We start from the raw sequence: 21,409 nt of genomic DNA, 5'->3' as shown, positions 1-21,409 counted from the left end.
ACCAAGCCTATTTTTGTCCCCTCAGCGAACCGATATAATGTGAGCGCCATCACTTATAATCACACTTAACTACTGGATCCAAAATGCTCTCTTTACGCGCTCGTCGCGCCATTCCGCTGCTCATTAGCTGCTTGACCACCTTCACCAGTGTTTCCGTGTTCGCCGACAATACCCTGTTCACCGCGATGGACGATCCGGCCACCGCCAAGAAGCCGTTTGATGGTAATGTCCAGGCGGGTTACAACGCCCAGTCTGGCAACACACAAAACTCCACCCTGTTGGCCAACACCACCATGACCTGGTTTAACAGCGATACGGCCTACAGTCTGTGGGGCTCGGCGAACAACACCACCTCCTCCAACGTACGCTCCTCCGAGAAATACCAGGCCGGTGGCCGTACCCGTTATAATCTGACGGCTCGTAACTATATGTTCGGTCAGGTTGGCTGGTTGAACGATCGCTACAACGGCTACGACTCCCGTTCTACGCTGACCGGCGGTTACGGACGCCAGATCTTTAACGAGCCACGCCAGGATTTGCGTGTCGAATTCGGCCCTGGCGTACGCCATGATGAATATTACGGCGGTGGCCGCACCACCCGTGCTCTGGCCTATGGCGCAGCCAACTATTCCTACAGGCTGACAGACACGGCCCGTTTATCCGAAGGTCTGTCTGCTCTGGCCAACGATGAAACCACCGTAAACTCCGAAACCGCGTTAAACGTCGCCATCAATAACGACTTCGCCCTGCGGCTGGCCTACACGGTCACCTACAACACCAAACCACCGGCTTCGGCACCCAAAAATACCGATACCACTACGTCAGTCACACTGGTGTACGGTTTGTAATTTCGCCCCGCAGCGCTGACCAACCTTTCTCTAAGCCCATAATTCATGGGCTTTTTTTATCACCATTAGCGCATTGAACATTTTGCTAAAAATAGCCATTTCCTTGCTTGACGACTTTAGCATTTTGATTAATACTGTATGCATATACAGTATTTATTGCTAAGGTAAAAACCATGATAGACCCGGCAAACGAGGACTGCATCGACCCGCTTATCGTGGCCAACAGTCGCATTTTCCTACCGAACAGCCCACTGCAACAGCGGATGTGGGGCTAACGCGATGGAGAGATTAACCTCATTCATTACCTACTCTGCCGCGCTGTTTCTCGCCTGGCTTGGCAAGCTCTCACCTCAGGATGTCGCCTTTCTGATTGGTGTGGCGGTAGGGATCGGCACCTTCCTGGTCAACTGGTACTACAGACGCAAGAGTCTGCAGATCCTGAAAAGCATCAAACGCGATGCGGCAGCACGGAGGATTTTTGATGAACTCAATCGTTAAGCGTTGCAGCGCTGCGGCCATTCTGGCAATCGCCATGCTGCTGCCGCAGGCCAGGCACATCCAAACCTCACAACAAGGTCTGGACCTGATTGCAGACTTTGAAGGGTGTCAGTTAACCCCTTACCAATGTAGCGCCGGGGTTTGGACGCAAGGTATCGGTCATACGGCCGGTGTTGTTCCTGGTAAAACCATTACTCCAACCCAGGCGGCGGAAAACCTGCTGGAAGATATCCTCAGGATGGAGAAGCGCATGACGGCCTGTCTGCCACCACGAATGCCCCAGGCCACTTATGACGCCGTCATGGCGTTTGCCTTCAATGTGGGTTCCGGTGCGGCCTGCCGCTCTACCCTGGTGTATTTCCTCAACCAGGGCCAATGGCAGCAGGCTTGCGATCAGTTACCACGCTGGATTTATGTCAATGGCGTCAAGAACCGGGGTTTGGCACGCCGGCGGGCCGCCGAACGCGAACTGTGCCTGAAGGGGCTCAGCACGCCAAACACCGCCAGTTACCCAGGGAAAGAACGGCTCGCCCAGTGATTTTTCGAGCCAGCGTTAACGAATAGTTTTTCACCGTTTTATCAAGAGGGGGTTTCTATGATGCATTGTCCACTATGCGGTAGCGTGGCACACACTCGCTCCAGCCGCTATCTGAGTGAGTCGACCAAAGAACGCTATCACCAATGTCGTAACATTAATTGCAGCTGTACCTTTGCCACTCATGAATCCGTGGCCCGGGTCATCGTTTCACCCGGCGACATCATTCCGGCGCAGCCTCACCCACAAGAAGGCAAACAGCGCGCCGCCGCGATGTAATCAAATAAAGGGGGGTTACCGTTATGGTAATCCCCAGCCTTACAGTCAATGCCAGAGGAATGGCGATAATCCCCCTGTGATATTTGATGGTAAGCTAAGGGCAAGCAAAGCCTTAGCCGAGATGTCAGGGAGGAAAAATGCCACCGCTAGTACTGGAACACTGGACTTTTCATTCGCATACAGCGAGCCAGCAAATTGTTGTTCCCGATGGCTGCCGGGATTTGATTTTCCAGACCTACAACGATGGGCGCCAGGTTATGCGCCTCACCGAGATCGACACCTGTGCTTATGGCGTGACAAGCGCTGCGGGAGATCGCTATGACGGCTTTCGCTTTCGGCCAGAGTGTGTTGTCGATGAGGCCAAATTACTTCATTACCTCAACGCACCACATTTGACGCCGGATCATCTGACCTTGCAGTCCATCATTCATGATACCGTTCGGGTAGATTGGCAGCTTGACGAAGTCCTACAGTCGTTACGGCTTGCCAACACTCTGACTCAGGCCAGTCAGTCTCTTGGGGTCAGTGTGCGTACTCTTGAGCGGCTGGTGAAGCATAAAACGGGGAAAAGCCCGCTATTCTGGCTGCGCTTGTTGCGGATGAGAAGAACCGCATCCCTGTTATCCGCCCCGATACACGCTTCTCTGACAGAGATTGCACTGGACAGCGGTTATTGTGATCAGTCGCACATGAACAGGGAGTTCCAGCACTGGTTAGGGATAACGCCTGCCACGTTGTGTATTAATCCCCATTGGCAGCAAGCGTTTCGTGAAGGCTACGATTAGGCCATCGCAGTACAGATCTCGATGAGGTTATGCTCTGGATCCGCTACATAGCATAGCGTTTGCCCCCAGGGCATCTGTTGAATATCCTCAACCAGTACCGCACCGGCAGCCAGTGCTTTCTTCAGCGCTTTCGCAACATCGTCAGTGGTGAACGCAATTTCGAACACCGGGCGGTGATAGTCACTTTTAGCGCTCTTTTTACCTTGCGTCGCCAGTAACTCTCTTGAACAGAATGACAACCGCGTGGCTCCAGTCGCCAGTTCTCCCCAGTCCCCGCTTTCATGCAAGAAATGGATCTCAAAACCAAAGGCTCGATGATAAAAATCCAGCGATTGTTGCACGTTATCAACGTATAAAATCGTATAGGCAAATTGCATTACATACACTCCATTCAACTGTCAGTAGCGCCAGTGTCACAAATCAGCCTTCTGGTGTCTTGGATAAATACGACAGGCAAATTAGCGGGCCAGACCACCACAGCCAAACAACAGCGCCTGCCCGGCACACCCATAAAAAAAGGGGATTACCTTAACGGTAATCCCCTGATAACTATTAACTTTTGGATGCAGCGTTAGTTTACGCGGTTCAGACGCTCTTTGATACGAGCAGACTTACCAGTACGTTCACGCAGGTAGTACAGTTTGGCTTTACGAACGGCACCACGACGTTTAACAGTAATGCTGTCGATTACTGGGGAGTGAGTCTGGAATACACGCTCAACACCTTCGCCGTTGGAAATCTTACGAACAGTGAATGCAGAGTGCAGACCGCGGTTACGAATAGCGATAACCACGCCCTCGAATGCCTGCAGACGTTTTTTGCTACCTTCAACGACCCATACCTTCACTTCCAGGGAATCACCTGGACGGAATGCAGGTACGTCTTGCTTCATCTGCTCTTGTTCAATTTGCTTAATAATGTTGCTCATAATATGTCTCTTACCCTAGGTAAACTGATATATCGGTCTCGTCGAGACAATGCTCAGACGTTCCCTTCATAGTCCTGTTGCTTAGCCCGATGTTCCCGTTGGAACTCGGCCAGCAACACCTCTTGCTCGTCAGTCAGAGCTAGGCTTTCTAGAAGTTCAGGTCTTCTAAGCCAGGTACGGCCCAGCGACTGCTTTAAGCGCCAGCGACGTATCTCGGCATGGTTGCCCGACAGCAGAACTGGCGGAACTTCCATCCCTTCCAACACCTCCGGGCGGGTATAGTGCGGGCAGTCCAGCAATCCATCGGCGAAGGAATCTTCCTCTGCCGAAGCCTGATGGCCCAGAACACCCGGTATAAAGCGGGCGACCGAATCGATCAGGGTCATTGCCGGTAGTTCACCGCCGCTGAGAACGTAATCGCCGATTGACCATTCTTCGTCAATTTCGGTTTGGATCACGCGCTCGTCTATCCCTTCGTAGCGGCCACACACCAGGATCATCTTCTGGTTAGCCGCCAGTTCGCGCACACCGGTTTGATCCAGCTTGCGCCCCTGAGGTGACAGATAAATCACCTTTGCTCCCTCGCCTGCCGCTGCTTTTGCTGCATGAATGGCATCCCGCAAGGGTTGCACCATCATCAACATTCCCGGGCCGCCGCCATAAGGGCGATCGTCCACGGTACGATGCCGGTCGTAGGTGAAGTCACGTGGACTCCAACACTGCACGCTCAGCAGGCCATTTTTTACTGCCCGGCTAGTTACCCCGTAATCGGTGATTGCGCGGAACATCTCAGGAAACAGGCTTACGATACCAATGAACACCAGCCAATCCCCATGTTGTTATTCCACTTGCTTCGACCATTAAATCCGGAGGTCAAAAACCAGGATCCCACTCAGCCTCGATAATCTTGGCGGCGAGATCGACTTTCTTGATAACCTGCCCATGAAGAAACGGGACCAACCGCTCCTTCATACCGAATGCATCTTTCAGGTTTGCCCGCACGACCATCACGTCGTTAGAACCGGTTTCCATCATATCGATGACTTTACCCAGCTCGTATCCGGAAGTGGTGACTACCTGGCAGCCCATAAGGTCTTTCCAGTAGTAATCATCGCCTTCCAGCGGAGGCAACTGCTCGGAATCTACCACAATCTCGCAATTGGTCAGTAAATTCGCCGCATCCCGATCGTCAATGCCTTTGACCTTGATGATCAGATCCTGACTGTGGCGTTTCCAGTCTTCCAACTCGACAAACTGCCACTGACCAGAGCGCTGGATTAACCAGGGCTGATAGTCAAATATGCTTTCGGCGTTCTCGGTGGATGAAAATACTCTGAGCCAACCACGGATGCCGTAAGTAGACCCCATCTTACCGAGTACAATCGGCTGCTTAGGTGCTACCGGTTTGAGTTGCTTGCTCATTGCCACCACCGCGACAGATTAAGCTGCTTTCTTAGCGTCTTTGATCAGCGCGTGAACGCGATCAGAAACGGTAGCACCCAGACCAACCCAGTGCTCAATGCGATCCAGGTCCAGACGCAGTGCTTCAGCCTGACCAGATGCGATTGGGTTGAAGAAACCTACACGCTCGATGAAACGACCATCACGAGCATTGCGGCTGTCGGTTACTACTACTTGATAGAACGGACGCTTTTTAGCGCCGCCACGAGCCAAACGAATTGTTACCATAACATCCTCTTTAGTTAATAAAACAGCCGGGCCCCATTGAGGGACGGGGCCCGGTTGCAATATAAAAAGCCCGAAAATTTTACTCATTTTGGCGCAAAAAGCAATCTAAAGCGTAGATTGCCGGTAATTCGTTTTTGCACCATCACGCTTTCGGACGGTTTTTACCGCGAACGGCAAATCGGCAAACCCTGCCACAGTAAGCCTGCGGCAGGATTTTAACGGCCTGGGAAGCCCGGTGGCATCATACCTTTCATGCCACGCATCATCTTCGCCATACCGCCTTTTTTCATCTTTTTCATCATGCGCTGCATATCGTCGAATTGTTTTAACAACCGATTAACATCCTGCACCTGCATACCGGAGCCCATCGCGATACGGCGCTTGCGAGAACCCTTGATAATTTCCGGCTTGGCACGCTCTTTCAGCGTCATTGAGTTAATGATCGCCTCCATGCGTACCAGCACTTTGTCATCCATCTGCGATTTGACGTTGTCTGGCAGTTGGCCAGCGCCCGGCAGTTTGCTCAGCATGCTGGCCATACCGCCCATATTGCGCATCTGCTTGAGCTGATCTAGGAAGTCGGTCAGATCGAACCCGTCCCCTTTCTTCAGCTTGTTCGCCAGTTTTTCCGCCTGTGCGCGGTCAACTTTGCTTTCGATATCTTCGATCAGCGACAGCACGTCGCCCATGCCGAGAATGCGCGAAGCCACGCGATCCGGATGGAACGGTTCCAACGCGTCGGTTTTCTCACCTACACCAAGGAATTTGATCGGCTTGCCGGTAATATGGCGAATAGACAACGCCGCACCGCCACGCGCATCACCATCGACCTTGGTCAGCACCACGCCGGTCAGCGGCAGTGCTTCGTTAAAGGCTTTGGCGGTATTGGCCGCATCCTGGCCGGTCATGGCATCGACCACAAACAGGGTTTCCACCGGCTTGATCGCCGCATGCACCTGTTTGATTTCGTCCATCATCGCTTCGTCTACGTGCAAGCGGCCCGCGGTATCGACGATCAGTACGTCGTAAAACTTAAGCTTGGCCTGTTGCAGCGCGCGGTTAACGATGTCGATCGGTTTTTCTTTCACATCTGACGGGAAGAAATCGATGCCGACGCCTTCCGCCAGGGTTTCCAACTGCCGGATCGCCGCAGGGCGATACACGTCGGCGGAAACCACCAATACTTTTTTCTTCTGCTTTTCTTTCAGGAATTTGCCGAGCTTGGCCACGCTGGTGGTTTTACCCGCCCCTTGCAGGCCCGCCATCAACACCACTGCCGGCGGCTGTGCCGCCAGGTTCAGCTCGGTGTTCACTTCGCCCATCGCGGCAATCAGCTCGCTCTTGACGATTTTGACGAATTCCTGGCCCGGCGTCAGGCTTTTGTTAACTTCATGACCAACCGCGCTCTCTTTCACGCGGTTGATGAAGTCACGCACGACCGGCAGCGCAACGTCCGCTTCCAGCAATGCCATACGCACTTCACGCAGGGTTTCTTTAATGTTCTCTTCGGTCAGCCGCCCGCGGCCGCTGATATTGCGCAGGGTGCGCGACAATCGATCGGTTAAATTTTCAAACATCGTCTCATGCTCAACGTAAGAGTCAGGCCGCAGTGGCGACACAATTGCGCCGATTATAACACGTTGCTTTGACGATCTCTGCCTCAGCGTTGGAGATTGGTTGGAGTAGGGGCCACTCGACGTTATACTGGCATTCTAATTAACCATGCCGATGCTAAATAACGCTATGCCAGTATTCTCTCTTGTGGCTTTGATGGCCTACCTGCTCAGCCTTGGACTGATCATTCCCAGTTTGTTGCGGAAGAATAGCGCATACCGTCGGCTGGCTCTGGTCTCGGCCGTAGTGGCGTTGGTCTGCCACGCTATCGCCCTCCAGCAGCGCATTTTTGACGTCAGCGCCGGGCAAAATCTCAGCCTGTTGAACATTGGCTCGATCGTTGGCCTGATTATCTGTTCGGTGATGACCTACGTCGCCTCCCGCGATCGCGGCTGGTTCCTGCTGCCGATCGTCTACAGCTTTGCAATGATCAACCTGGCATTTGCCAGCTTCCTGCCCGGGGAGTTTATCACCCATCTGGAAGCCAGCCCGGAGCTGATGGTGCATATCGGCCTGGCGCTGTTCTCTTACGCCACCCTGATTATCGCTACGCTGTATGCCCTGCAACTCGCCTGGCTTGATTACCTGCTGAAACATAAAAAACTCCGTTTCAGCGCCGATATGCCACCGCTGATGAGTATTGAGCGTAAGATGTTTCATATCACACAGATTGGTGTCGTGCTGCTGACGCTGACGCTGTGTACCGGCCTGCTGTATATGGACAACCTGTTTAGCAAAGAAAACGTGCATAAGGCCGTGCTGTCCATCATGGCCTGGTTCGTCTATATCGTGCTGCTGTGGGGCCATTATCACGAAGGCTGGCGTGGCCGCCGCGTGGTCTGGTTCAGCTTTGCCGGCTCTTTTCTGCTTACCATGGCCTACTTCGGCAGCCGTCTGCTGCAGGAACTGATGATTGTGCGCTGATCGTCTGGCGCTCCATCGCTCCGCTGAGGCACTGTTTTCCCCTATATAAGGAATACCGCGTTGGAGCACGTTTCGACAGAGACCCTCATTTTCATTCTGCTGATTATGGTCGCGGTCTCCGCTTATTTTTCAGCATCCGAAACCGGCATGATGACGCTCAACCGCTATCGTCTGCGTCACCTGTCCAAACAGGGCAACCGTGCCGCACGCCGGGTAGAGAAACTGCTGCAAAAGCCTGACCGCCTGATTGGTCTGGTGCTGATTGGCAACAACCTGGTCAACATCCTGGCCTCTGCACTGGGGACTATCGTCGGGATGCGCCTGTATGGCGACATTGGCGTGGCGATTGCCACCGGGGTGCTGACCTTTGTCGTGCTGCTGTTCGCCGAAGTGTTACCCAAGACTTTTGCCGCCCTCTATCCCGAGCGTATCGCCTTCCCCAGCAGCTTCCTGCTGGCACCGCTGCAAAAAATCATGTTCCCGCTAGTGTGGCTACTCAACGGCATTACCACCCTGCTGCTGCGGATTTTCGGTATCCGCACCAACGTGCGCATCAGCGGCGCGTTGAGCAAAGAAGAGCTGCGCACCATTGTGAACGAGTCCCAGTCGAAGCTTTCGCGTCGTAATCAGGACATGCTGATCTCGGTGCTGGATCTGGAGAAGGTGACGGTGGATGACATCATGGTGCCGCGCAATGAGATCGTCGGTATTGATATCAATGACGACTGGAAGTCGATCATGCGCCAGTTAACCCACTCCCCACATGGCCGCATCGTGCTGTATCGCGATTCGCTCGATGACTCCATCAGCATGCTGCGCGTGCGCGAAGCCTACCGGCTGATGACCGAGAAGAAAGAGTTCAACAAAGAGAATCTGCTGCGTGCGGCCGATGAGATTTACTACGTGCCAGAAGGGACACCGCTCAACGTGCAACTGGTGAAATTCCAGCGCAACAAAGAGAAGGTCGGCATCGTGGTCGATGAGTATGGGGATATCCAGGGGCTGGTGACGGTTGAGGATATTCTTGAGGAGATCGTCGGCGATTTCACTACCTCGATGTCACCGACGCTGGCGGAGGAAGTCAATCCGCAGAGCGATGGCTCGGTGCTGATCGACGGCAGTGCCAACGTACGTGAGTTAAACAAGGCGTTTAACTGGACGCTGCCCGCCACCGAGGCCAGAACCATCAACGGCATGCTGCTGGAGGAATTGGAAGAGATCCCCAGCATCGGCACCCGGGTACGCATCAGCCACTATGATATCGATATCCTCGACGTACAGGACAATATGATCAAGCAGGTGCGCGTCACGCCGATAAAATCCTTGCAGGCCAGCGTGCAGAATCATTAAACCTATTTAATTTCAGTGTTATACCCCTCACCCTAACCCTCTCCCCAAGGAGAGGGGACCGATCGAGTCAGACTTAAAGTATAGTGATTTACCTTGGATAAGCAGGCGATCGAGGTTGCTGATATTATCGCCTTACTTCCAAACGAGCAGGGGTTATTAGCACCCTCTCCCTGTGGGAGAGGGTTGGGGTGAGGGGACCTAGATATGCAGCTCTTGCAGCTTATCTTCTGGCAGCGCCAGCTCTTCGTTATGGTTCACTACTACACCGTGCTCGAGGATATGCTTGGCGATTTCCTGTGCCTCTTCCAGCGAGTGCATATGGTAGGTGCCGCACTGGAACTCATTGAGCTCAGGGATCTTACGCTGGTCGGTGACCTTCAGCACGTCGGCCATCGCCGCTTGCCAGGCATCGGCGACGCGTTTTTCTTCCGGTACGCCAATCAGGCTCATATAGAAGCCGGTACGGCAGCCCATTGGCGAGATATCGATGATCTCAACACCATTACCGTTCAGGTGATCGCGCATGAAGCCGGCGAACAGATGCTCCAAGGTATGGATCCCACGTTCCGGCATCACTTCCAGATTCGGGCGACAGAAACGTAGATCGAATACGGTGATGGTATCGCCATGGGGAGTCTTCATGGTTTTAGCTACGCGGACAGCCGGAGCCGCCATGCGAGTATGATCTACGGTAAAGCTATCCAGCAATGGCATGTCGTCACCTCATTCGTAAAATGAATTTATTTCGAAATTATTTTCGTACCGATGAAACCTTTTCCAACCCTGCGAGTCTTAATCTATGAAAGACGCGCATTTGTTATCATCATCCCTGTTTTCAGAGATGTATATTTGGCCACAGTGATGTGGCCTTTTTCTTTTTCAGCCCCCGCCGTTTTCCTTCAGGAACTGTTCAAAGCTTAGCGTATCACTGGCTTCTATGTCGCGTTGACGCTGCCACGAGGCCTGTTGCTCCTGAGCGAGTTGCTCTTCGGTCAACAGTTCCAGCGGTTCTTCAATCAGCATTTGGCGATACTTTTCCGCCAGCTCCAGGCCAACATGGCCGGTGCCTTGCGCCTTCATTTCCTTGAGGATACGGGCCGAGAACGTCAGCTCCGGATCGTCAAACGCCGCCACCAGTTGTTCGCATACCTGCTGATATTGCCGATCGCCAGCTTCGCTATCCAACACTTCGGCCACGCGCTTGAGATCGTCAAACAGCGCTTTACCGACCTTATCCAACGGTTCACGGGTATCGTTACAGCCGATGCCGATGGTCTGGCCTGGCTTGCGCCCTTCCAGGATCACGCGGTTCCAGTTTTTGCGGGTGCATAATAGCTCATCGCTGCTCATTTCCGGCGCATCCGCCAATACGCACCACACCAGGAACAGATCCAGGAAACGCGCCTGTACCGCATCCACACCGATTGGCGAGAATGGGTTGATGTCCAGCGAGCGCACCTCGATATATTCGATACCGCCGCGTAGCAGCGCATCTGACGGTGTCTCACCGCTGTGGGTGACACGCTTTGGCCGGATCGGGGCATAGAGTTCGTTTTCGATCTGCAACACGTTGCTGTTCAGTTGCAGATAGCGATCGCCCTCTTTCACCCCCAGCTTGGCATAGTCTTCCGAAGGCGTGGCGATCGCGCGCTTCAGACCTTGCACATAGGTTTGCAGGTCGTTGAAGGTAATGCCCAGATTGCTCTGCGACTTATTGGTATAGCCCAGATCGCTCAGACGCAGCGAAGTGGCATAAGGCAGATAGCACATGCCCTGATCATTACGCTCAAACGGCAAATCGGTTTCCCGGCCTTTGAGGAACGAGGAACAGATGGCTGGCGATGCCCCGAACAGATACGGGATCACCCAACCAAAACGGTAGTAGTTACGGATCAGGCGGAAATATCCCGCGGAGATCTGCTCTTTACCGCTCTCTTCATCCTCAACGCCGGCCCACGCCTGCCAAAACTCTAGCGGCAGCGAGAAATTGTAGTGCACACCGGAGATGGTTTGCATCAACGCGCCGTAGCGGTTCTTCAACCCTTCACGATACAGCGTTTTCATCCGGCCAATATTGGAGGTGCCAAACTGCGCCAGCTCAATATCCTGCTCGGCACCGATAAAGCACGGCATGCTCAGCGGCCACATACGCTCATCACCCAGATTACGCGCCACGTGGCGATGGATATCACGCAGGAACGTCAGCAAGTGATCGAGATCGTCGTCAACCGGTGTAATAAACTCTAACAGCGCCTCGGCAAAGTCCGTGGTGATCCAACGGTGCGTTAATGCCGCCCCCAGTTGTTCTGGATGACCCGTGCTGGCAAGCGTGCCATCCGCGGTCACCCGCAGAGTTTCACGCTCAATACCGCGCCGGATCCCTTTTAATGCATGAGGGTGGGCTTCCAACCAAGAAAGCGCCTGTGATACGTCCGGGATCAAATTGACCTCCCGCTTCTAAAAACGATAGCTGTAAGCATACTGAATCCACTCCCTAGAGAATATTGAGTTATATTCACTTGGTTATTGCCACCAGGCGATCCCTTGCAGGGTAATCATCGTCAAGATGATGTAACGCAACGCTTTCCCAAGACACAGGAACAGCGTGACAAAGCCCCATGGCATGCGCAGCCAGCCTGCCAACACGCACAATAAATCGCCCACAACCGGCACCCAACTGAGCAGTAGCGCAGCCGGGCCAAAACGTTGTAACCAACCCAGTGCCGTTGCCAGCCCCCGTTGTGGTTTCAACGCCGGTAACAGGCGCCCGATAATGACGTTGGTCAACCCACCCAGGGTATTTCCCAACGTTGCAGCCAGCACCAGTAAACCTGGTGAAGCGCTGCTGTTGGTCAACAACGCGACCAACACGATCTCTGAATTGCCAGGCAACAGCGTCGCACTAAGGAAGCTGCTGCCAAACAGCGACATGACCGCCAGCGTACTACTCACAACGTGCGAACGTCTACCACGGCCATATTGGCGCTTTTGGCCGCCTGAATGCCAAAATCGGCATCCTCAAACACCACACAGTGTTCAGGAGGCACACCAATCAACTCCGCACAGCGCAGGAAGGTATCCGGCTCCGGTTTATGACGTTGGACATCATCAGCCCCGACGATGGCATCAAAACAGTCGAACAGCCCTAAATGGCGCAGTAACATCTCCGCCATCCGGTGTTCACTGCCCGTACCTACCGCCATGGGACGACGGCCATGATAAGACCTCACCACCTCAATCAGCGGCAATGGACGCACCGTGTCTAACAGCATGCTTTCTACCGCACGGGTTTTCTCGGCGGCCAGCTGGTGAGGATCGAGATCGGCCTGATGGGCGGCAATCACCGCCTGAGCAATGCGCCAGGTCGGTGAACCGTTCAGCCCTGTCATGGCGGCCGCATCAAACTTCATGCCGTAACGTGCCAACACCTCATGCCACGCCTTGAGGTGCGTTGGCTCGGTGTCCAGAATGGTACCGTCCATGTCGAAGATCAGACCTTGGTAGCGATCGTACATCGTGACTCCATGACCATTGAGCAAAGAAAGCTACTTTAGCGTAAAGCCGAAAGGTTGTCGCTGCCAGAGCATGACGGAAAATGCGGTGTAGATAGGAGGATTCAGCAGACAGAAGCAGGATAACAGAAAGCGAAAAACCCGCCGAAGCGGGTTTCTCTATAAAATGGTGCAACCAGGAGGATTCGAACCTCCGACCGCTCGGTTCGTAGCCGAGTACTCTATCCAGCTGAGCTATGGATGCAATTTTATTTGTTCAGCGATGGGTTTCGTTCCGTGAAACTTCTCTTTAAGAATGGTGCATCCAGGAGGATTCGAACCTCCGACCGCTCGGTTCGTAGCCGAGTACTCTATCCAGCTGAGCTATGGATGCACAGGAATTCTTTTTTGATACCGTATGGTATGTTTTACTACCCCACCATACTGCAAAATATGGTGCATCCAGGAGGATTACTCAGCGTAACCACTTCGCCCGCCGGGCCGTTGCTAAAGCAACGTTATCCCCCTTTGTGCTACCTTTCAGCTCGCGTTCATCTGTGAACCACACACTCTCAGACAAACACTTTATAATATGGTGCATCCAGGAGGATTCGAACCTCCGACCGCTCGGTTCGTAGCCGAGTACTCTATCCAGCTGAGCTATGGATGCAAATGGCGGTGAGGCGGGGATTCGAACCCCGGATGCAGCTTTTGACCGCATACTCCCTTAGCAGGGGAGCGCCTTCAGCCTCTCGGCCACCTCACCAGTACGCTTCTTGCGAATCGTGCCTAACTTGCTTTAAAGAAGCTCATCGGCACTGCGTGGCGCACATATTACTTTCGTGGGTTTATAAGTCAAACATTTTTTCCCAACTCCTGCGTGTTTGCACAAATCACAGACAACATGAGTGATTTCACGGCAAAAAGAGTGCTTTATCAACAGGAAAATAGCGTGTTACTGCGGTAAAGCCTTTTGTCGCAGGAGATAGATTTTGGATAAAAATGTGGGGAAGCGTGCAACTGACGTGAAAAACGGGGGGAAAGCGAATGAAGGGAAAGCAAGGAGCGTCTCGCTATAGAACGAGACGCTACTTAGAAATCAGTAAGTCGTCTGTTGAGACTTCTCGGCCTGGATGCGCTGGTAGATTTCTTCGCGGTGAACAGACACCTCTTTGGGGGCATTCACACCAATACGAACTTGGTTGCCTTTAACCCCTAGCACTGTGACCGTAACCTCATCGCCAATCATGAGGGTTTCACCAACTCGACGAGTCAGAATTAACATTCTTTGCTCCTTGAAAGATTAAAAGAGTCGGGTCTCTCAGTTTCCCCGCCATTATCCATTATATACAGTGAAAACGTAAGTCAAGAACCCACAATAAATGTAAGCAGACTTGGTGTCACTCCAGATTAAGAATAAGTTTAGCCGACCTGGAAAACTTTGTTCCCGCAATTGTCACTACATTGTGTTAGCACAGTCTAAAAACGCCATAAACCACAGTGGCTTATGGCGCCAGTAACGTGCCTATTTATTTATATTCACAGTTTCGCGGCCACCCAGGCCTCTACGCTGTTTAATGCCGCAGGCAAGGCGTTGGCATCGCTGCCCCCAGCCATAGCCATATCAGGGCGTCCACCGCCCTTGCCGCCAACCTGCTGTGCGATGTTGCCGATCAGCTCGCCGGCTTTTACCCGGTCGGTCAAATCTTTGGTCACACCCGCAATCAGGCTGACTTTGCCTTCTTCCACCGTTGCCAACACGATGATCGCTGAACCCAGCTGATTTTTAAGATCGTCAACCATGGTACGCATGGTCTTCGCCTCAACGTTATCCAACTGGCTGACCAACAGTTTCACGCCGTTGACCAGTTTGGCTTGACTCGACAGCGAAGCACTTTCCTGCGCAGCTTGCTGATCTTTCAGCTGTTGCAGCTCTTTTTCCAGCGCGCGGGTGCGATCAAGCACCGCACGCACCTTATCACTCAGGTTATTGCTGTCACCCTTCACCAGGTGGGCAACATCCTGTAACAGATCGCTCTGCTGATGCAGGGTAGCTATCGCCCCTTCCCCTGTCACCCCTTCAATACGGCGGATACCGGCTGCGGTACCCGACTCGCTCTGGATGCGGAACAGGCCGATATCACCGGTACGGCTGGCGTGCGTACCGCCACACAGTTCGGTAGAGAAGTCGCCCATGGTCAGCACGCGCACGTGGTCGTCGTACTTCTCGCCAAACAGCGCCATCGCGCCCTTCTCTTTGGCATCGTCCAACGCCATCACTTCGGTCTGCACCGGCAGATTACGACGGATCTGCTGATTAACCAAATCTTCTACCGCACGGATTTGTTCTGGCTTCATCGCTTCGGAGTGCGAGAAGTCAAAACGCAGGTACTTGTCGTTAACCAACGAGCCTTTTTGCGCGACGTGCTCGCCCAGGATCTGACGCAATGCCGCATGCAGCAGGTGCGTGGCAGAGTGGTTCAAGCGGATACGGTTACGACGTGCGCTATCGATGACCGCGTCAACACGGTCATTCAGCTTCAGCGAACCACTGGTCAGCTTGCCCAGGTGACCAATTGCCTGGCCATATTTCTGCGCATCGCTAACGATGAATTCGCTACCGGCCGCTTTCAGCACGCCTTTGTCACCGACCTGGCCACCCGATTCGCCATAGAATGGCGTTTCGTCCAGTACCACTACGGCCTCTTCGCCCGCATGGATCTCATCCACCGGCTGGCCATCGCGGAACAGAGCCGTCACTTTTGCCTGCTGCTCTTCGCGATCGTAACCGTTGAACTGGCTTGCGCCATCAACGCGGATCAGACTGTTATAGTCCGCGCCAAAACCGCTGGACTCACGCGCACGGCGGCGCTGGGCCTCCATCGCCTGCTCAAAGCCTTGTTCGTCGACCTTAAGGCCACGTTCACGACAGACGTCGGCGGTCAGATCCACCGGGAAACCATAGGTATCGTACAAACGGAATGCCGTTTCACCGTCCAGGGTATCGCCCTGCAGTTTGGCCAATTCGTCATCCAGCAGCGCCAAACCGCGCTCCAGCGTACGGGCAAACTGTTCCTCTTCGGATTTCAGGACCTGCTCAACCTGTGCCTGCTGGCGTTTCAGCTCGTCGGCAGCCGGGCCCATCACTTCGATCAACGGAGCAACCAGCTTATAGAAGAAGGTGTCTTTCGCGCCCAGCATATTGCCATGACGGATCGCACGACGAATGATACGGCGCAGCACGTAGCCACGGTTTTCATTCGACGGGATCACGCCATCGGCGATCAGGAAGGCACAAGAACGGATATGGTCGGCAATCACGCGCAGCGATTTGTTGCCCATATCGGTTGCGCCAGTCAGTTTGGCAACGGCGGCAATCAGGGTAGTAAACAGATCGATTTCGTAGTTGGAATTCACATGTTGCAGCACCGCAGCGATACGCTCGAGGCCCATACCGGTATCCACCGAAGGCTTCGGCAACGGCAGCATGGTGCCATCAGACTGACGGTTGAACTGCATGAACACGATGTTCCAGATCTCGATATAGCGGTCACCATCTTCTTCCGGGCTACCCGGAGGGCCACCCCAGATGTGGTCGCCGTGATCGAAGAAGATCTCGGTGCACGGGCCGCACGGGCCGGTGTCGCCCATCTGCCAGAAGTTATCGGAAGCAAAGGCCGCGCCTTTGTTGTCGCCGATGCGGATGATACGTTCCGCTGGCACGCCGATTTGCTGTTGCCAGATGTCGAAGGCTTCGTCATCGGTCTCATACACGGTGACCCACAGCTTGTCTTTTGGCAGGTTGAACCAGTTTTCACCGGTCAGCAGTTCCCACGCATAGCTGATGGCATCGTGCTTGAAGTAGTCACCGAAGCTGAAGTTACCCAACATTTCAAAGAAAGTATGGTGACGGGCGGTATAGCCGACGTTTTCCAGATCGTTGTGCTTGCCACCGGCACGCACGCAACGCTGTGAAGTGGTGGCACGCGAGTAGGCGCGCTTGTCCAGCCCCAGGAAAACGTCTTTAAATTGGTTCATGCCGGCATTGGTAAACAGCAATGTCGGATCATTGTTAGGTACCAGGGAGCTGCTTGCTACAACCTGGTGGCCTTTACTATGAAAGAAATCGAGAAACGCTTGACGGATCTCAGCGGTGCTCTTGCTCATAATTTTCCCGGAAAGACTAGAATAACGACGCGTGAGAGAGGCTCGACATCCTGACGAGATCCTCTGGCTCACGAACTAAATGTGGGGATAAGATAAATTTTCTTCGGGGGGAAGTAAAACGCCGTGTGCATTCATTGCGCAAAATCACGGTAAATCGACTGAATTTCTTCCTGGAAGAAGCCGCGGTAGAGCAGATAGCGCAACACCTTGGCCTTGTCTTTCCATTCTACCGGCAGCGGATCGCCAAATTTGCGCAACGCGATCTCCCTGGCCTGCTCACACCAGTCGATTTCGCATTCCGCCAGTGCATCCTGGACAATTTCCTTGTCCACGCCCTTTTGCGTCAGTTCCGAGCGGATACGTTGGGCACCATAGCCCTTACGGCTACGGCTGGCGATAAAGCTATTGGCGAAACGCCGATCGTCCAGCCAGTTATGCTGGTAGCAATAGCTAATCACCTGTTCAACGATGGCGGGATCGACGGGTTCTTCAGGGGTATCTTTGGAGGATTTGTTACCGAATTTGGCATTCGCCATAAATGACGGCGCCGCAAGTTTGCGGCGCAGTTCGGCTTCACTATGTTCGCGTTGGGACAATAGCCGCATCGCACGGCTAATCAACGCGTTTTGCTGGTTACCAGCAGGCTGGCCTGCATCATTCATATCTGAAGACCTTGGTGATCGATATAGGCACCACCAGGGTGCCTATAACTACCGGCAAAGATTAAAACTCTTCGCTGGTTTCTGCTTCATTGTCATCGGCCTTCTCGGCGCCGGCAGCAACCGCTTCGCCATTGCTGTGCAGCAACAGGTCACGCAGTCTTTTGTCCAGTTCCGCAGCAATGGCCGGGTTTTCTTTCAGGAAGTTACAGGCATTGGACTTACCCTGCCCGATCTTCTCGCCGTTGTAGCTGTACCAGGCACCGGCCTTCTCGATCATCTTGTGTTTCACACCCAGATCGACCAGTTCGCCACGGCTGTTGATCCCTTCGCCATACAGGATCTGGAACTCTGCCTGTTTGAACGGTGCAGCGATTTTGTTCTTCACCACTTTCACGCGGGTTTCGCTACCGATGACTTCGTCACCTTCTTTAATCGCACCGATACGGCGGATATCCAGACGGACAGAAGCGTAGAACTTCAGGGCGTTACCCCCGGTGGTGGTTTCCGGGTTACCGAACATTACACCAATTTTCATACGGATCTGGTTGATGAAGATCAGCAGGGTGTTGGCGTTCTTCAGGTTACCGGCCAATTTACGCATGGCCTGGCTCATCATACGTGCCGCCAGCCCCATATGTGAGTCACCGATTTCGCCTTCGATTTCCGCTTTTGGCGTCAGCGCCGCAACGGAGTCGACGATGATGACGTCAACCGCGCCGGAACGGGTCAGCGCATCACAGATTTCCAGCGCCTGCTCACCGGTATCCGGCTGAGAACACAGCAGGTTGTCGATATCCACGCCCAGTTTCTTGGCGTAGATAGGATCCAGCGCGTGCTCGGCATCGATAAACGCACAGGTTTTACCTTCGCGCTGAGCGGCGGCAATCACTTGCAGAGTCAGGGTCGTTTTACCGGAAGATTCCGGGCCATAAATCTCAACGATACGGCCCATTGGCAAACCGCCTGCGCCCAGTGCGATATCGAGCGACAGTGAACCAGTGGAGATCGTTTCTACGTCCATGGAGCGGTCTTCACCCAGACGCATGATGGAGCCTTTGCCGAACTGTTTCTCAATCTGACCCAGTGCTGCAGCTAACGCCTTTTGCTTATTCTCATCAATAGCCATTTTTGCTCCTTCGTTGCGCAATGTCGGTGTCTTCCTACACTGCCGCTGAATGTATGTTGTCCAGGAAATGACGCTAATTATACTGTATGGTCATACAGTATCAAGCCTAATTTTACAAAAATTCATCAAGCGCCGTTTGCAGCGCAAAAATCGTGGCTTGCAGGCGTACCGCATCACGATCGCCAGCAAATTGCATCTTGCGCGCCAGCACCCGGCCGGAGCGTTCGGCAAAACCAAACCACACGGTGCCGACCGGTTTTTCCGCACTGCCACCATCCGGGCCGGCAATGCCGCTGACCGAAAGCGCCAGATCGGCCTTGGCGGCATGCATTGCCCCCTGTGCCATTTCACGCACGACTTCCTCACTGACCGCGCCATGCGCCTGCAAAGTCGCTTCCGCTACGCCCAATAACTCATGCTTTGCCGCGTTACTGTAGGTCACAAAGCCGCGATCGAAATAGGCCGAGCTGCCGGCAATATCGGTAATTGCCTTGGCAATACCGCCGCCCGTACAGGACTCCGCACAGCTGATCCAACGCTCGCTGGCCTTCAGCCTTTGCCCGACAAGAATACTGAGTTCACGCAACCGATTGTCGCTCATTGCCTCTCCTTAATGAATCAAGGTATATGCGCCCGATAGTAGCATTTATCAAGCTTCTGAGGCGGTTTGCAGGCCGAAATGCCAAGCGCCTCGCAGGACTGCGGTTTTAAGCCGTTGTTTGAACTGCTAGTATCGGGGTTAGCGTCCAGCCTGCTGCGGCAGGCCAGTTTGTTCGGATTGGATCAATCTTCGACAAAAACAGGAAGGCCGAGTGAAAAAAACGTTAGGGGTATTCTTTCCGCTCTATACCACCACCCTGTTGATGTTGCTGGGTTCAGGGTTGCTGACCACCTACATTTCCCTGCGGCTAACCTCCATCAACGTCAGCGGTGCCCTGATCGGGGCCATTATCGCTGCCAACTACATCGGCCTGGTGATCGGCGGCAAGGTGGGCCACTTTCTGATTGCTCGCGTCGGGCATATCCGTGCCTATGTTTCCTGCGCCGGGATCATTACTGCTGCGGTACTCGGCCATGGCCTGACGGAGTACATCCCGGTCTGGGTGGTGCTGCGGCTGATTATCGGCTTGTGTATGATGTGTCAGTACATGGTGCTGGAGAGCTGGCTGAACGATCAGTCCGAATCCAACCAGCGCGGCATGGTATTCGGCTTCTATATGGCTGCCTCCTACCTTGGCATGTCTCTGGGGCAGGTTGTGCTGATGCTGCAAGCCAATCTGGGTATCACCACGCTGCTGCTCATCGCGCTGTGCTTCTCTCTCTGCCTGGTGCCGATCGCCCTGACAACCCGCACCAATGCCCGGCATATGTCGCCCGCCCCCATGGAATTGCGCTACTTTGTGCGTGCCATTCCCAAAGTGTTGGCCACCACGCTGGTGATCGGCATGGTAGTAGGATCCTTCTACGGGCTGGCACCGGTGTATGCCAGCCAGCAGGAATTGACCACTCAGCAAACCGGCCTGTTTATGGCCATCGCCATCTTTGCCGGGCTGGTGGCACAGTTTCCGCTGAGCTGGCTGTCGGACCGTTACAACCGCACGCTGCTGATGCGGATTAACGCGCTGCTGCTGGTGATTGCCGCCTTACCGCTGGCCCTGTTGCCTCATATCGATTTCCCAGTGCTATTGATCGTCGGCTTCATGGTCAGCATGTTGCAATTCACCCTTTACCCACTGGCGGTAGCGCTGGCCAATGACATGATTGAGCCTGAACGCCGCGTATCCCTGGCAGCCTGTCTGCTGATGGCATTTGGCGTGGGTGCCAGCATCGGGCCGCTGGCCGTCGGTGCGCTGATCCAGCCTCTGGGGGGGAATATCCTGTATGTGTTTTTCGCCTTGTGTGGCCTGTTGATTATGGCCTGTAGCAGAACAGTCAAACAGGATGAGTCACAGTTTGTGCAGGATGCGCCGGTGCCGCATATCGCCATGCCAGACAGCCTCTCCAGCTCTCCGCTCTCCCCTGCATTGAACCCAACGTTCGATGAACAGACCATTCAAGAGACCATGCCAGCGCCGGAAGCCGCCCCCGATCCGCAAGCAGAAACGCCATCGGCGGAATCGCTGCCGGAAGAAGAGCCAGCCCATCCGCAAGGTGCTGACCCTGAAGAAGATACCGGGCTGAAAAAGGCCTACACCATGCTTTAGATTGGCCAGGCATGGCCCGCCATGCCTCTCCACCTCATAAATATGAAGATTTTCTTATACCGCCAAGAGAAATCAGTAGCATAACTAATAAGTAAAAAGTATTAGCCTCACACTTTCAAAAAACACTTCTTTATTATCCCGTAGAAATATGCCAATAAAACCTGTAACAAACGTTAGTTTTGTTATGTAATTATCTTATTTACCCCACCCTGTAGCACTACTTATTAAATAAGTAAAACCCTTAACATATAAAAATTAAACACCTGATTATAATCAAATTATATTATAATAATGGCTAATTTAAAGGGT

23 protein-coding genes and 4 tRNA genes are annotated in these 21,409 nt (G+C 53.6%); 8 read left to right on the top strand and 19 right to left on the bottom strand.

Annotated features, from left to right (window positions below):
- The first annotated feature begins 83 nt into the window (after positions 1 to 83).
- From ACRDCA_RS24510 to ACRDCA_RS24490, 5 genes are all read left to right on the top strand, one after another.
- A complete protein-coding gene (locus tag ACRDCA_RS24510) occupies positions 84 to 848 on the top strand; it encodes a DUF481 domain-containing protein (RefSeq protein ID WP_438691872.1) in 765 nt (254 codons plus the stop codon).
- Between the two features lie 279 nt (positions 849 to 1,127).
- Positions 1,128 to 1,346, top strand: a complete 219-nt coding sequence (locus tag ACRDCA_RS24505; protein ID WP_438691871.1) for an HP1 family phage holin — start codon at positions 1,128 to 1,130, stop codon at positions 1,344 to 1,346.
- Positions 1,330 to 1,884 carry a lysozyme gene (locus ACRDCA_RS24500; RefSeq protein WP_438691870.1) on the top strand — a complete coding sequence of 185 codons (555 nt, stop codon included), beginning with the start codon at positions 1,330 to 1,332 and terminating at the stop codon, positions 1,882 to 1,884. Before ACRDCA_RS24505 ends, ACRDCA_RS24500 begins: the two co-directional genes overlap by 17 nt.
- A gap of 57 nt (positions 1,885 to 1,941) precedes the next feature.
- Entirely contained in the window at positions 1,942 to 2,160 is a 219-nt protein-coding gene (locus ACRDCA_RS24495) for an ogr/Delta-like zinc finger family protein (RefSeq protein ID WP_025120391.1), read from the top strand.
- A gap of 137 nt (positions 2,161 to 2,297) precedes the next feature.
- Positions 2,298 to 2,945, top strand: a complete 648-nt coding sequence (locus ACRDCA_RS24490; protein ID WP_438691869.1) for a helix-turn-helix domain-containing protein — start codon at positions 2,298 to 2,300, stop codon at positions 2,943 to 2,945.
- On the opposite strand, the gene ACRDCA_RS24485 is transcribed toward ACRDCA_RS24490, so the two are convergent.
- The 6 genes from ACRDCA_RS24485 to ffh form a co-directional block, all read right to left on the bottom strand.
- The gene (locus ACRDCA_RS24485; protein WP_438691868.1) at positions 2,942 to 3,322 is read right to left on the bottom strand and encodes a VOC family protein; all 381 of its coding nucleotides are present in this window, start codon (positions 3,320 to 3,322) and stop codon (positions 2,942 to 2,944) included. The two genes, ACRDCA_RS24490 and ACRDCA_RS24485, sit on opposite strands and share 4 nt — an antisense overlap.
- A gap of 194 nt (positions 3,323 to 3,516) precedes the next feature.
- Positions 3,517 to 3,873: a 50S ribosomal protein L19 gene (gene rplS, locus ACRDCA_RS24480; RefSeq protein ID WP_025120393.1), complete on the bottom strand. Its 357-nt coding sequence runs from the start codon at positions 3,871 to 3,873 to the stop codon at positions 3,517 to 3,519.
- 53 nt (positions 3,874 to 3,926) lie between these two features.
- Entirely contained in the window at positions 3,927 to 4,694 is a 768-nt protein-coding gene (gene trmD / locus ACRDCA_RS24475) for a tRNA (guanosine(37)-N1)-methyltransferase TrmD (protein ID WP_438691867.1), read from the bottom strand.
- A gap of 52 nt (positions 4,695 to 4,746) precedes the next feature.
- Positions 4,747 to 5,295: a ribosome maturation factor RimM gene (gene rimM, locus ACRDCA_RS24470; RefSeq protein ID WP_021182184.1), complete on the bottom strand. Its 549-nt coding sequence runs from the start codon at positions 5,293 to 5,295 to the stop codon at positions 4,747 to 4,749.
- An 18-nt stretch (positions 5,296 to 5,313) separates the two neighbouring features.
- The gene (rpsP, locus tag ACRDCA_RS24465) at positions 5,314 to 5,562 is read right to left on the bottom strand and encodes a 30S ribosomal protein S16 (protein WP_004932501.1); all 249 of its coding nucleotides are present in this window, start codon (positions 5,560 to 5,562) and stop codon (positions 5,314 to 5,316) included.
- A gap of 215 nt (positions 5,563 to 5,777) precedes the next feature.
- Positions 5,778 to 7,139 (bottom strand): signal recognition particle protein, encoded by a 1,362-nt coding sequence (ffh, locus tag ACRDCA_RS24460; protein ID WP_248944129.1) that lies wholly within the window; start codon positions 7,137 to 7,139, stop codon positions 5,778 to 5,780.
- Between the two features lie 166 nt (positions 7,140 to 7,305).
- Between ffh and ACRDCA_RS24455 the strand changes: the two genes are divergently transcribed.
- Together ACRDCA_RS24455 and ACRDCA_RS24450 are read left to right on the top strand one after the other, a co-directional pair.
- Positions 7,306 to 8,100, top strand: a complete 795-nt coding sequence (locus ACRDCA_RS24455; RefSeq protein ID WP_025120395.1) for a cytochrome C assembly family protein — start codon at positions 7,306 to 7,308, stop codon at positions 8,098 to 8,100.
- Between the two features lie 60 nt (positions 8,101 to 8,160).
- The gene (locus ACRDCA_RS24450; protein WP_438691866.1) at positions 8,161 to 9,450 is read left to right on the top strand and encodes an HlyC/CorC family transporter; all 1,290 of its coding nucleotides are present in this window, start codon (positions 8,161 to 8,163) and stop codon (positions 9,448 to 9,450) included.
- Positions 9,451 to 9,648: 198 nt separating this feature from the next.
- Here the strand turns inward: ACRDCA_RS24450 and luxS are convergent, their stop codons facing one another.
- The 13 genes from luxS to pncC form a co-directional block, all read right to left on the bottom strand.
- Positions 9,649 to 10,164, bottom strand: a complete 516-nt coding sequence (luxS, locus tag ACRDCA_RS24445) for an S-ribosylhomocysteine lyase (RefSeq protein ID WP_025120397.1) — start codon at positions 10,162 to 10,164, stop codon at positions 9,649 to 9,651.
- A 165-nt stretch (positions 10,165 to 10,329) separates the two neighbouring features.
- Positions 10,330 to 11,892, bottom strand: a complete 1,563-nt coding sequence (gene gshA, locus ACRDCA_RS24440) for a glutamate--cysteine ligase (protein ID WP_438691865.1) — start codon at positions 11,890 to 11,892, stop codon at positions 10,330 to 10,332.
- Positions 11,893 to 11,973: 81 nt separating this feature from the next.
- On the bottom strand, positions 11,974 to 12,402 hold the full coding sequence (locus ACRDCA_RS24435) for a YqaA family protein (RefSeq protein ID WP_438691864.1): 429 nt from the start codon (positions 12,400 to 12,402) through the stop codon (positions 11,974 to 11,976).
- Positions 12,399 to 12,965, bottom strand: coding sequence for a fructose-1-phosphate/6-phosphogluconate phosphatase (yqaB, locus tag ACRDCA_RS24430; RefSeq protein WP_438691863.1), 567 nt, complete (start codon positions 12,963 to 12,965; stop codon positions 12,399 to 12,401). The genes ACRDCA_RS24435 and yqaB overlap by 4 nt, the downstream gene beginning before the upstream one ends.
- Before the next feature lie 164 nt (positions 12,966 to 13,129).
- Positions 13,130 to 13,206 (bottom strand) — tRNA-Arg (locus ACRDCA_RS24425).
- A 52-nt stretch (positions 13,207 to 13,258) separates the two neighbouring features.
- Positions 13,259 to 13,335: transfer RNA gene (locus ACRDCA_RS24420), tRNA-Arg, on the bottom strand.
- A gap of 199 nt (positions 13,336 to 13,534) precedes the next feature.
- Positions 13,535 to 13,611, bottom strand: a tRNA-Arg gene (locus ACRDCA_RS24415).
- Between the two features lie 3 nt (positions 13,612 to 13,614).
- A tRNA-Ser gene (locus tag ACRDCA_RS24410) sits at positions 13,615 to 13,707 on the bottom strand.
- 333 nt (positions 13,708 to 14,040) lie between these two features.
- Complete coding sequence (gene csrA, locus ACRDCA_RS24405) at positions 14,041 to 14,226, bottom strand: carbon storage regulator CsrA (protein WP_004091602.1); 186 nt, start codon at positions 14,224 to 14,226, stop codon at positions 14,041 to 14,043.
- 254 nt (positions 14,227 to 14,480) lie between these two features.
- Entirely contained in the window at positions 14,481 to 17,108 is a 2,628-nt protein-coding gene (alaS, locus tag ACRDCA_RS24400) for an alanine--tRNA ligase (RefSeq protein WP_438691862.1), read from the bottom strand.
- Positions 17,109 to 17,239: 131 nt separating this feature from the next.
- Positions 17,240 to 17,770 (bottom strand): recombination regulator RecX, encoded by a 531-nt coding sequence (gene recX, locus ACRDCA_RS24395; protein ID WP_438691861.1) that lies wholly within the window; start codon positions 17,768 to 17,770, stop codon positions 17,240 to 17,242.
- 61 nt (positions 17,771 to 17,831) lie between these two features.
- Positions 17,832 to 18,896 carry a recombinase RecA gene (gene recA / locus ACRDCA_RS24390; RefSeq protein ID WP_438691860.1) on the bottom strand — a complete coding sequence of 355 codons (1,065 nt, stop codon included), beginning with the start codon at positions 18,894 to 18,896 and terminating at the stop codon, positions 17,832 to 17,834.
- 112 nt (positions 18,897 to 19,008) lie between these two features.
- Positions 19,009 to 19,497 (bottom strand): nicotinamide-nucleotide amidase, encoded by a 489-nt coding sequence (gene pncC / locus ACRDCA_RS24385; RefSeq protein ID WP_438691859.1) that lies wholly within the window; start codon positions 19,495 to 19,497, stop codon positions 19,009 to 19,011.
- Positions 19,498 to 19,708: 211 nt separating this feature from the next.
- Between pncC and ACRDCA_RS24380 the strand changes: the two genes are divergently transcribed.
- The gene (locus ACRDCA_RS24380; RefSeq protein ID WP_438691858.1) at positions 19,709 to 21,100 is read left to right on the top strand and encodes an MFS transporter; all 1,392 of its coding nucleotides are present in this window, start codon (positions 19,709 to 19,711) and stop codon (positions 21,098 to 21,100) included.
- Positions 21,101 to 21,409: the final 309 nt, after the last annotated feature.

The sequence above is a fragment of the Serratia sp. (in: enterobacteria) genome, from assembly GCF_051654945.1.
Classification (GTDB): domain Bacteria; phylum Pseudomonadota; class Gammaproteobacteria; order Enterobacterales; family Enterobacteriaceae; genus Chania.
The sequence above is the reverse complement of the archived record's forward strand: the minus strand, read 5'-3'. Positions and strand labels throughout refer to the sequence as shown.

Bases quoted from the DNA above. Each gene is read 5' to 3' on its own strand.
- rplS (WP_025120393.1), bottom strand. From the start codon at position 3,873: ATGAGCAACATTATTAAGCAAATTGAACAAGAGCAGATGAAGCAAGAC.
- ACRDCA_RS24500 (WP_438691870.1), top strand. From the start codon at position 1,330: ATGAACTCAATCGTTAAGCGTTGCAGCGCTGCGGCCATTCTGGCAATC.
- rimM (WP_021182184.1), bottom strand. From the start codon at position 5,295: ATGAGCAAGCAACTCAAACCGGTAGCACCTAAGCAGCCGATTGTACTC.
- ffh (WP_248944129.1), bottom strand. From the start codon at position 7,139: ATGTTTGAAAATTTAACCGATCGATTGTCGCGCACCCTGCGCAATATC.
- pncC (WP_438691859.1), bottom strand. From the start codon at position 19,497: ATGAGCGACAATCGGTTGCGTGAACTCAGTATTCTTGTCGGGCAAAGG.
- ACRDCA_RS24455 (WP_025120395.1), top strand. From the start codon at position 7,306: ATGCCAGTATTCTCTCTTGTGGCTTTGATGGCCTACCTGCTCAGCCTT.
- ACRDCA_RS24510 (WP_438691872.1), top strand. From the start codon at position 84: ATGCTCTCTTTACGCGCTCGTCGCGCCATTCCGCTGCTCATTAGCTGC.
- ACRDCA_RS24490 (WP_438691869.1), top strand. From the start codon at position 2,298: ATGCCACCGCTAGTACTGGAACACTGGACTTTTCATTCGCATACAGCG.
- recA (WP_438691860.1), bottom strand. From the start codon at position 18,896: ATGGCTATTGATGAGAATAAGCAAAAGGCGTTAGCTGCAGCACTGGGT.
- luxS (WP_025120397.1), bottom strand. From the start codon at position 10,164: ATGCCATTGCTGGATAGCTTTACCGTAGATCATACTCGCATGGCGGCT.
- csrA (WP_004091602.1), bottom strand. From the start codon at position 14,226: ATGTTAATTCTGACTCGTCGAGTTGGTGAAACCCTCATGATTGGCGAT.
- ACRDCA_RS24485 (WP_438691868.1), bottom strand. From the start codon at position 3,322: ATGCAATTTGCCTATACGATTTTATACGTTGATAACGTGCAACAATCG.
- rpsP (WP_004932501.1), bottom strand. From the start codon at position 5,562: ATGGTAACAATTCGTTTGGCTCGTGGCGGCGCTAAAAAGCGTCCGTTC.
- recX (WP_438691861.1), bottom strand. From the start codon at position 17,770: ATGAATGATGCAGGCCAGCCTGCTGGTAACCAGCAAAACGCGTTGATT.
- yqaB (WP_438691863.1), bottom strand. From the start codon at position 12,965: ATGTACGATCGCTACCAAGGTCTGATCTTCGACATGGACGGTACCATT.
- ACRDCA_RS24495 (WP_025120391.1), top strand. From the start codon at position 1,942: ATGATGCATTGTCCACTATGCGGTAGCGTGGCACACACTCGCTCCAGC.
- alaS (WP_438691862.1), bottom strand. From the start codon at position 17,108: ATGAGCAAGAGCACCGCTGAGATCCGTCAAGCGTTTCTCGATTTCTTT.
- ACRDCA_RS24505 (WP_438691871.1), top strand. From the start codon at position 1,128: ATGGAGAGATTAACCTCATTCATTACCTACTCTGCCGCGCTGTTTCTC.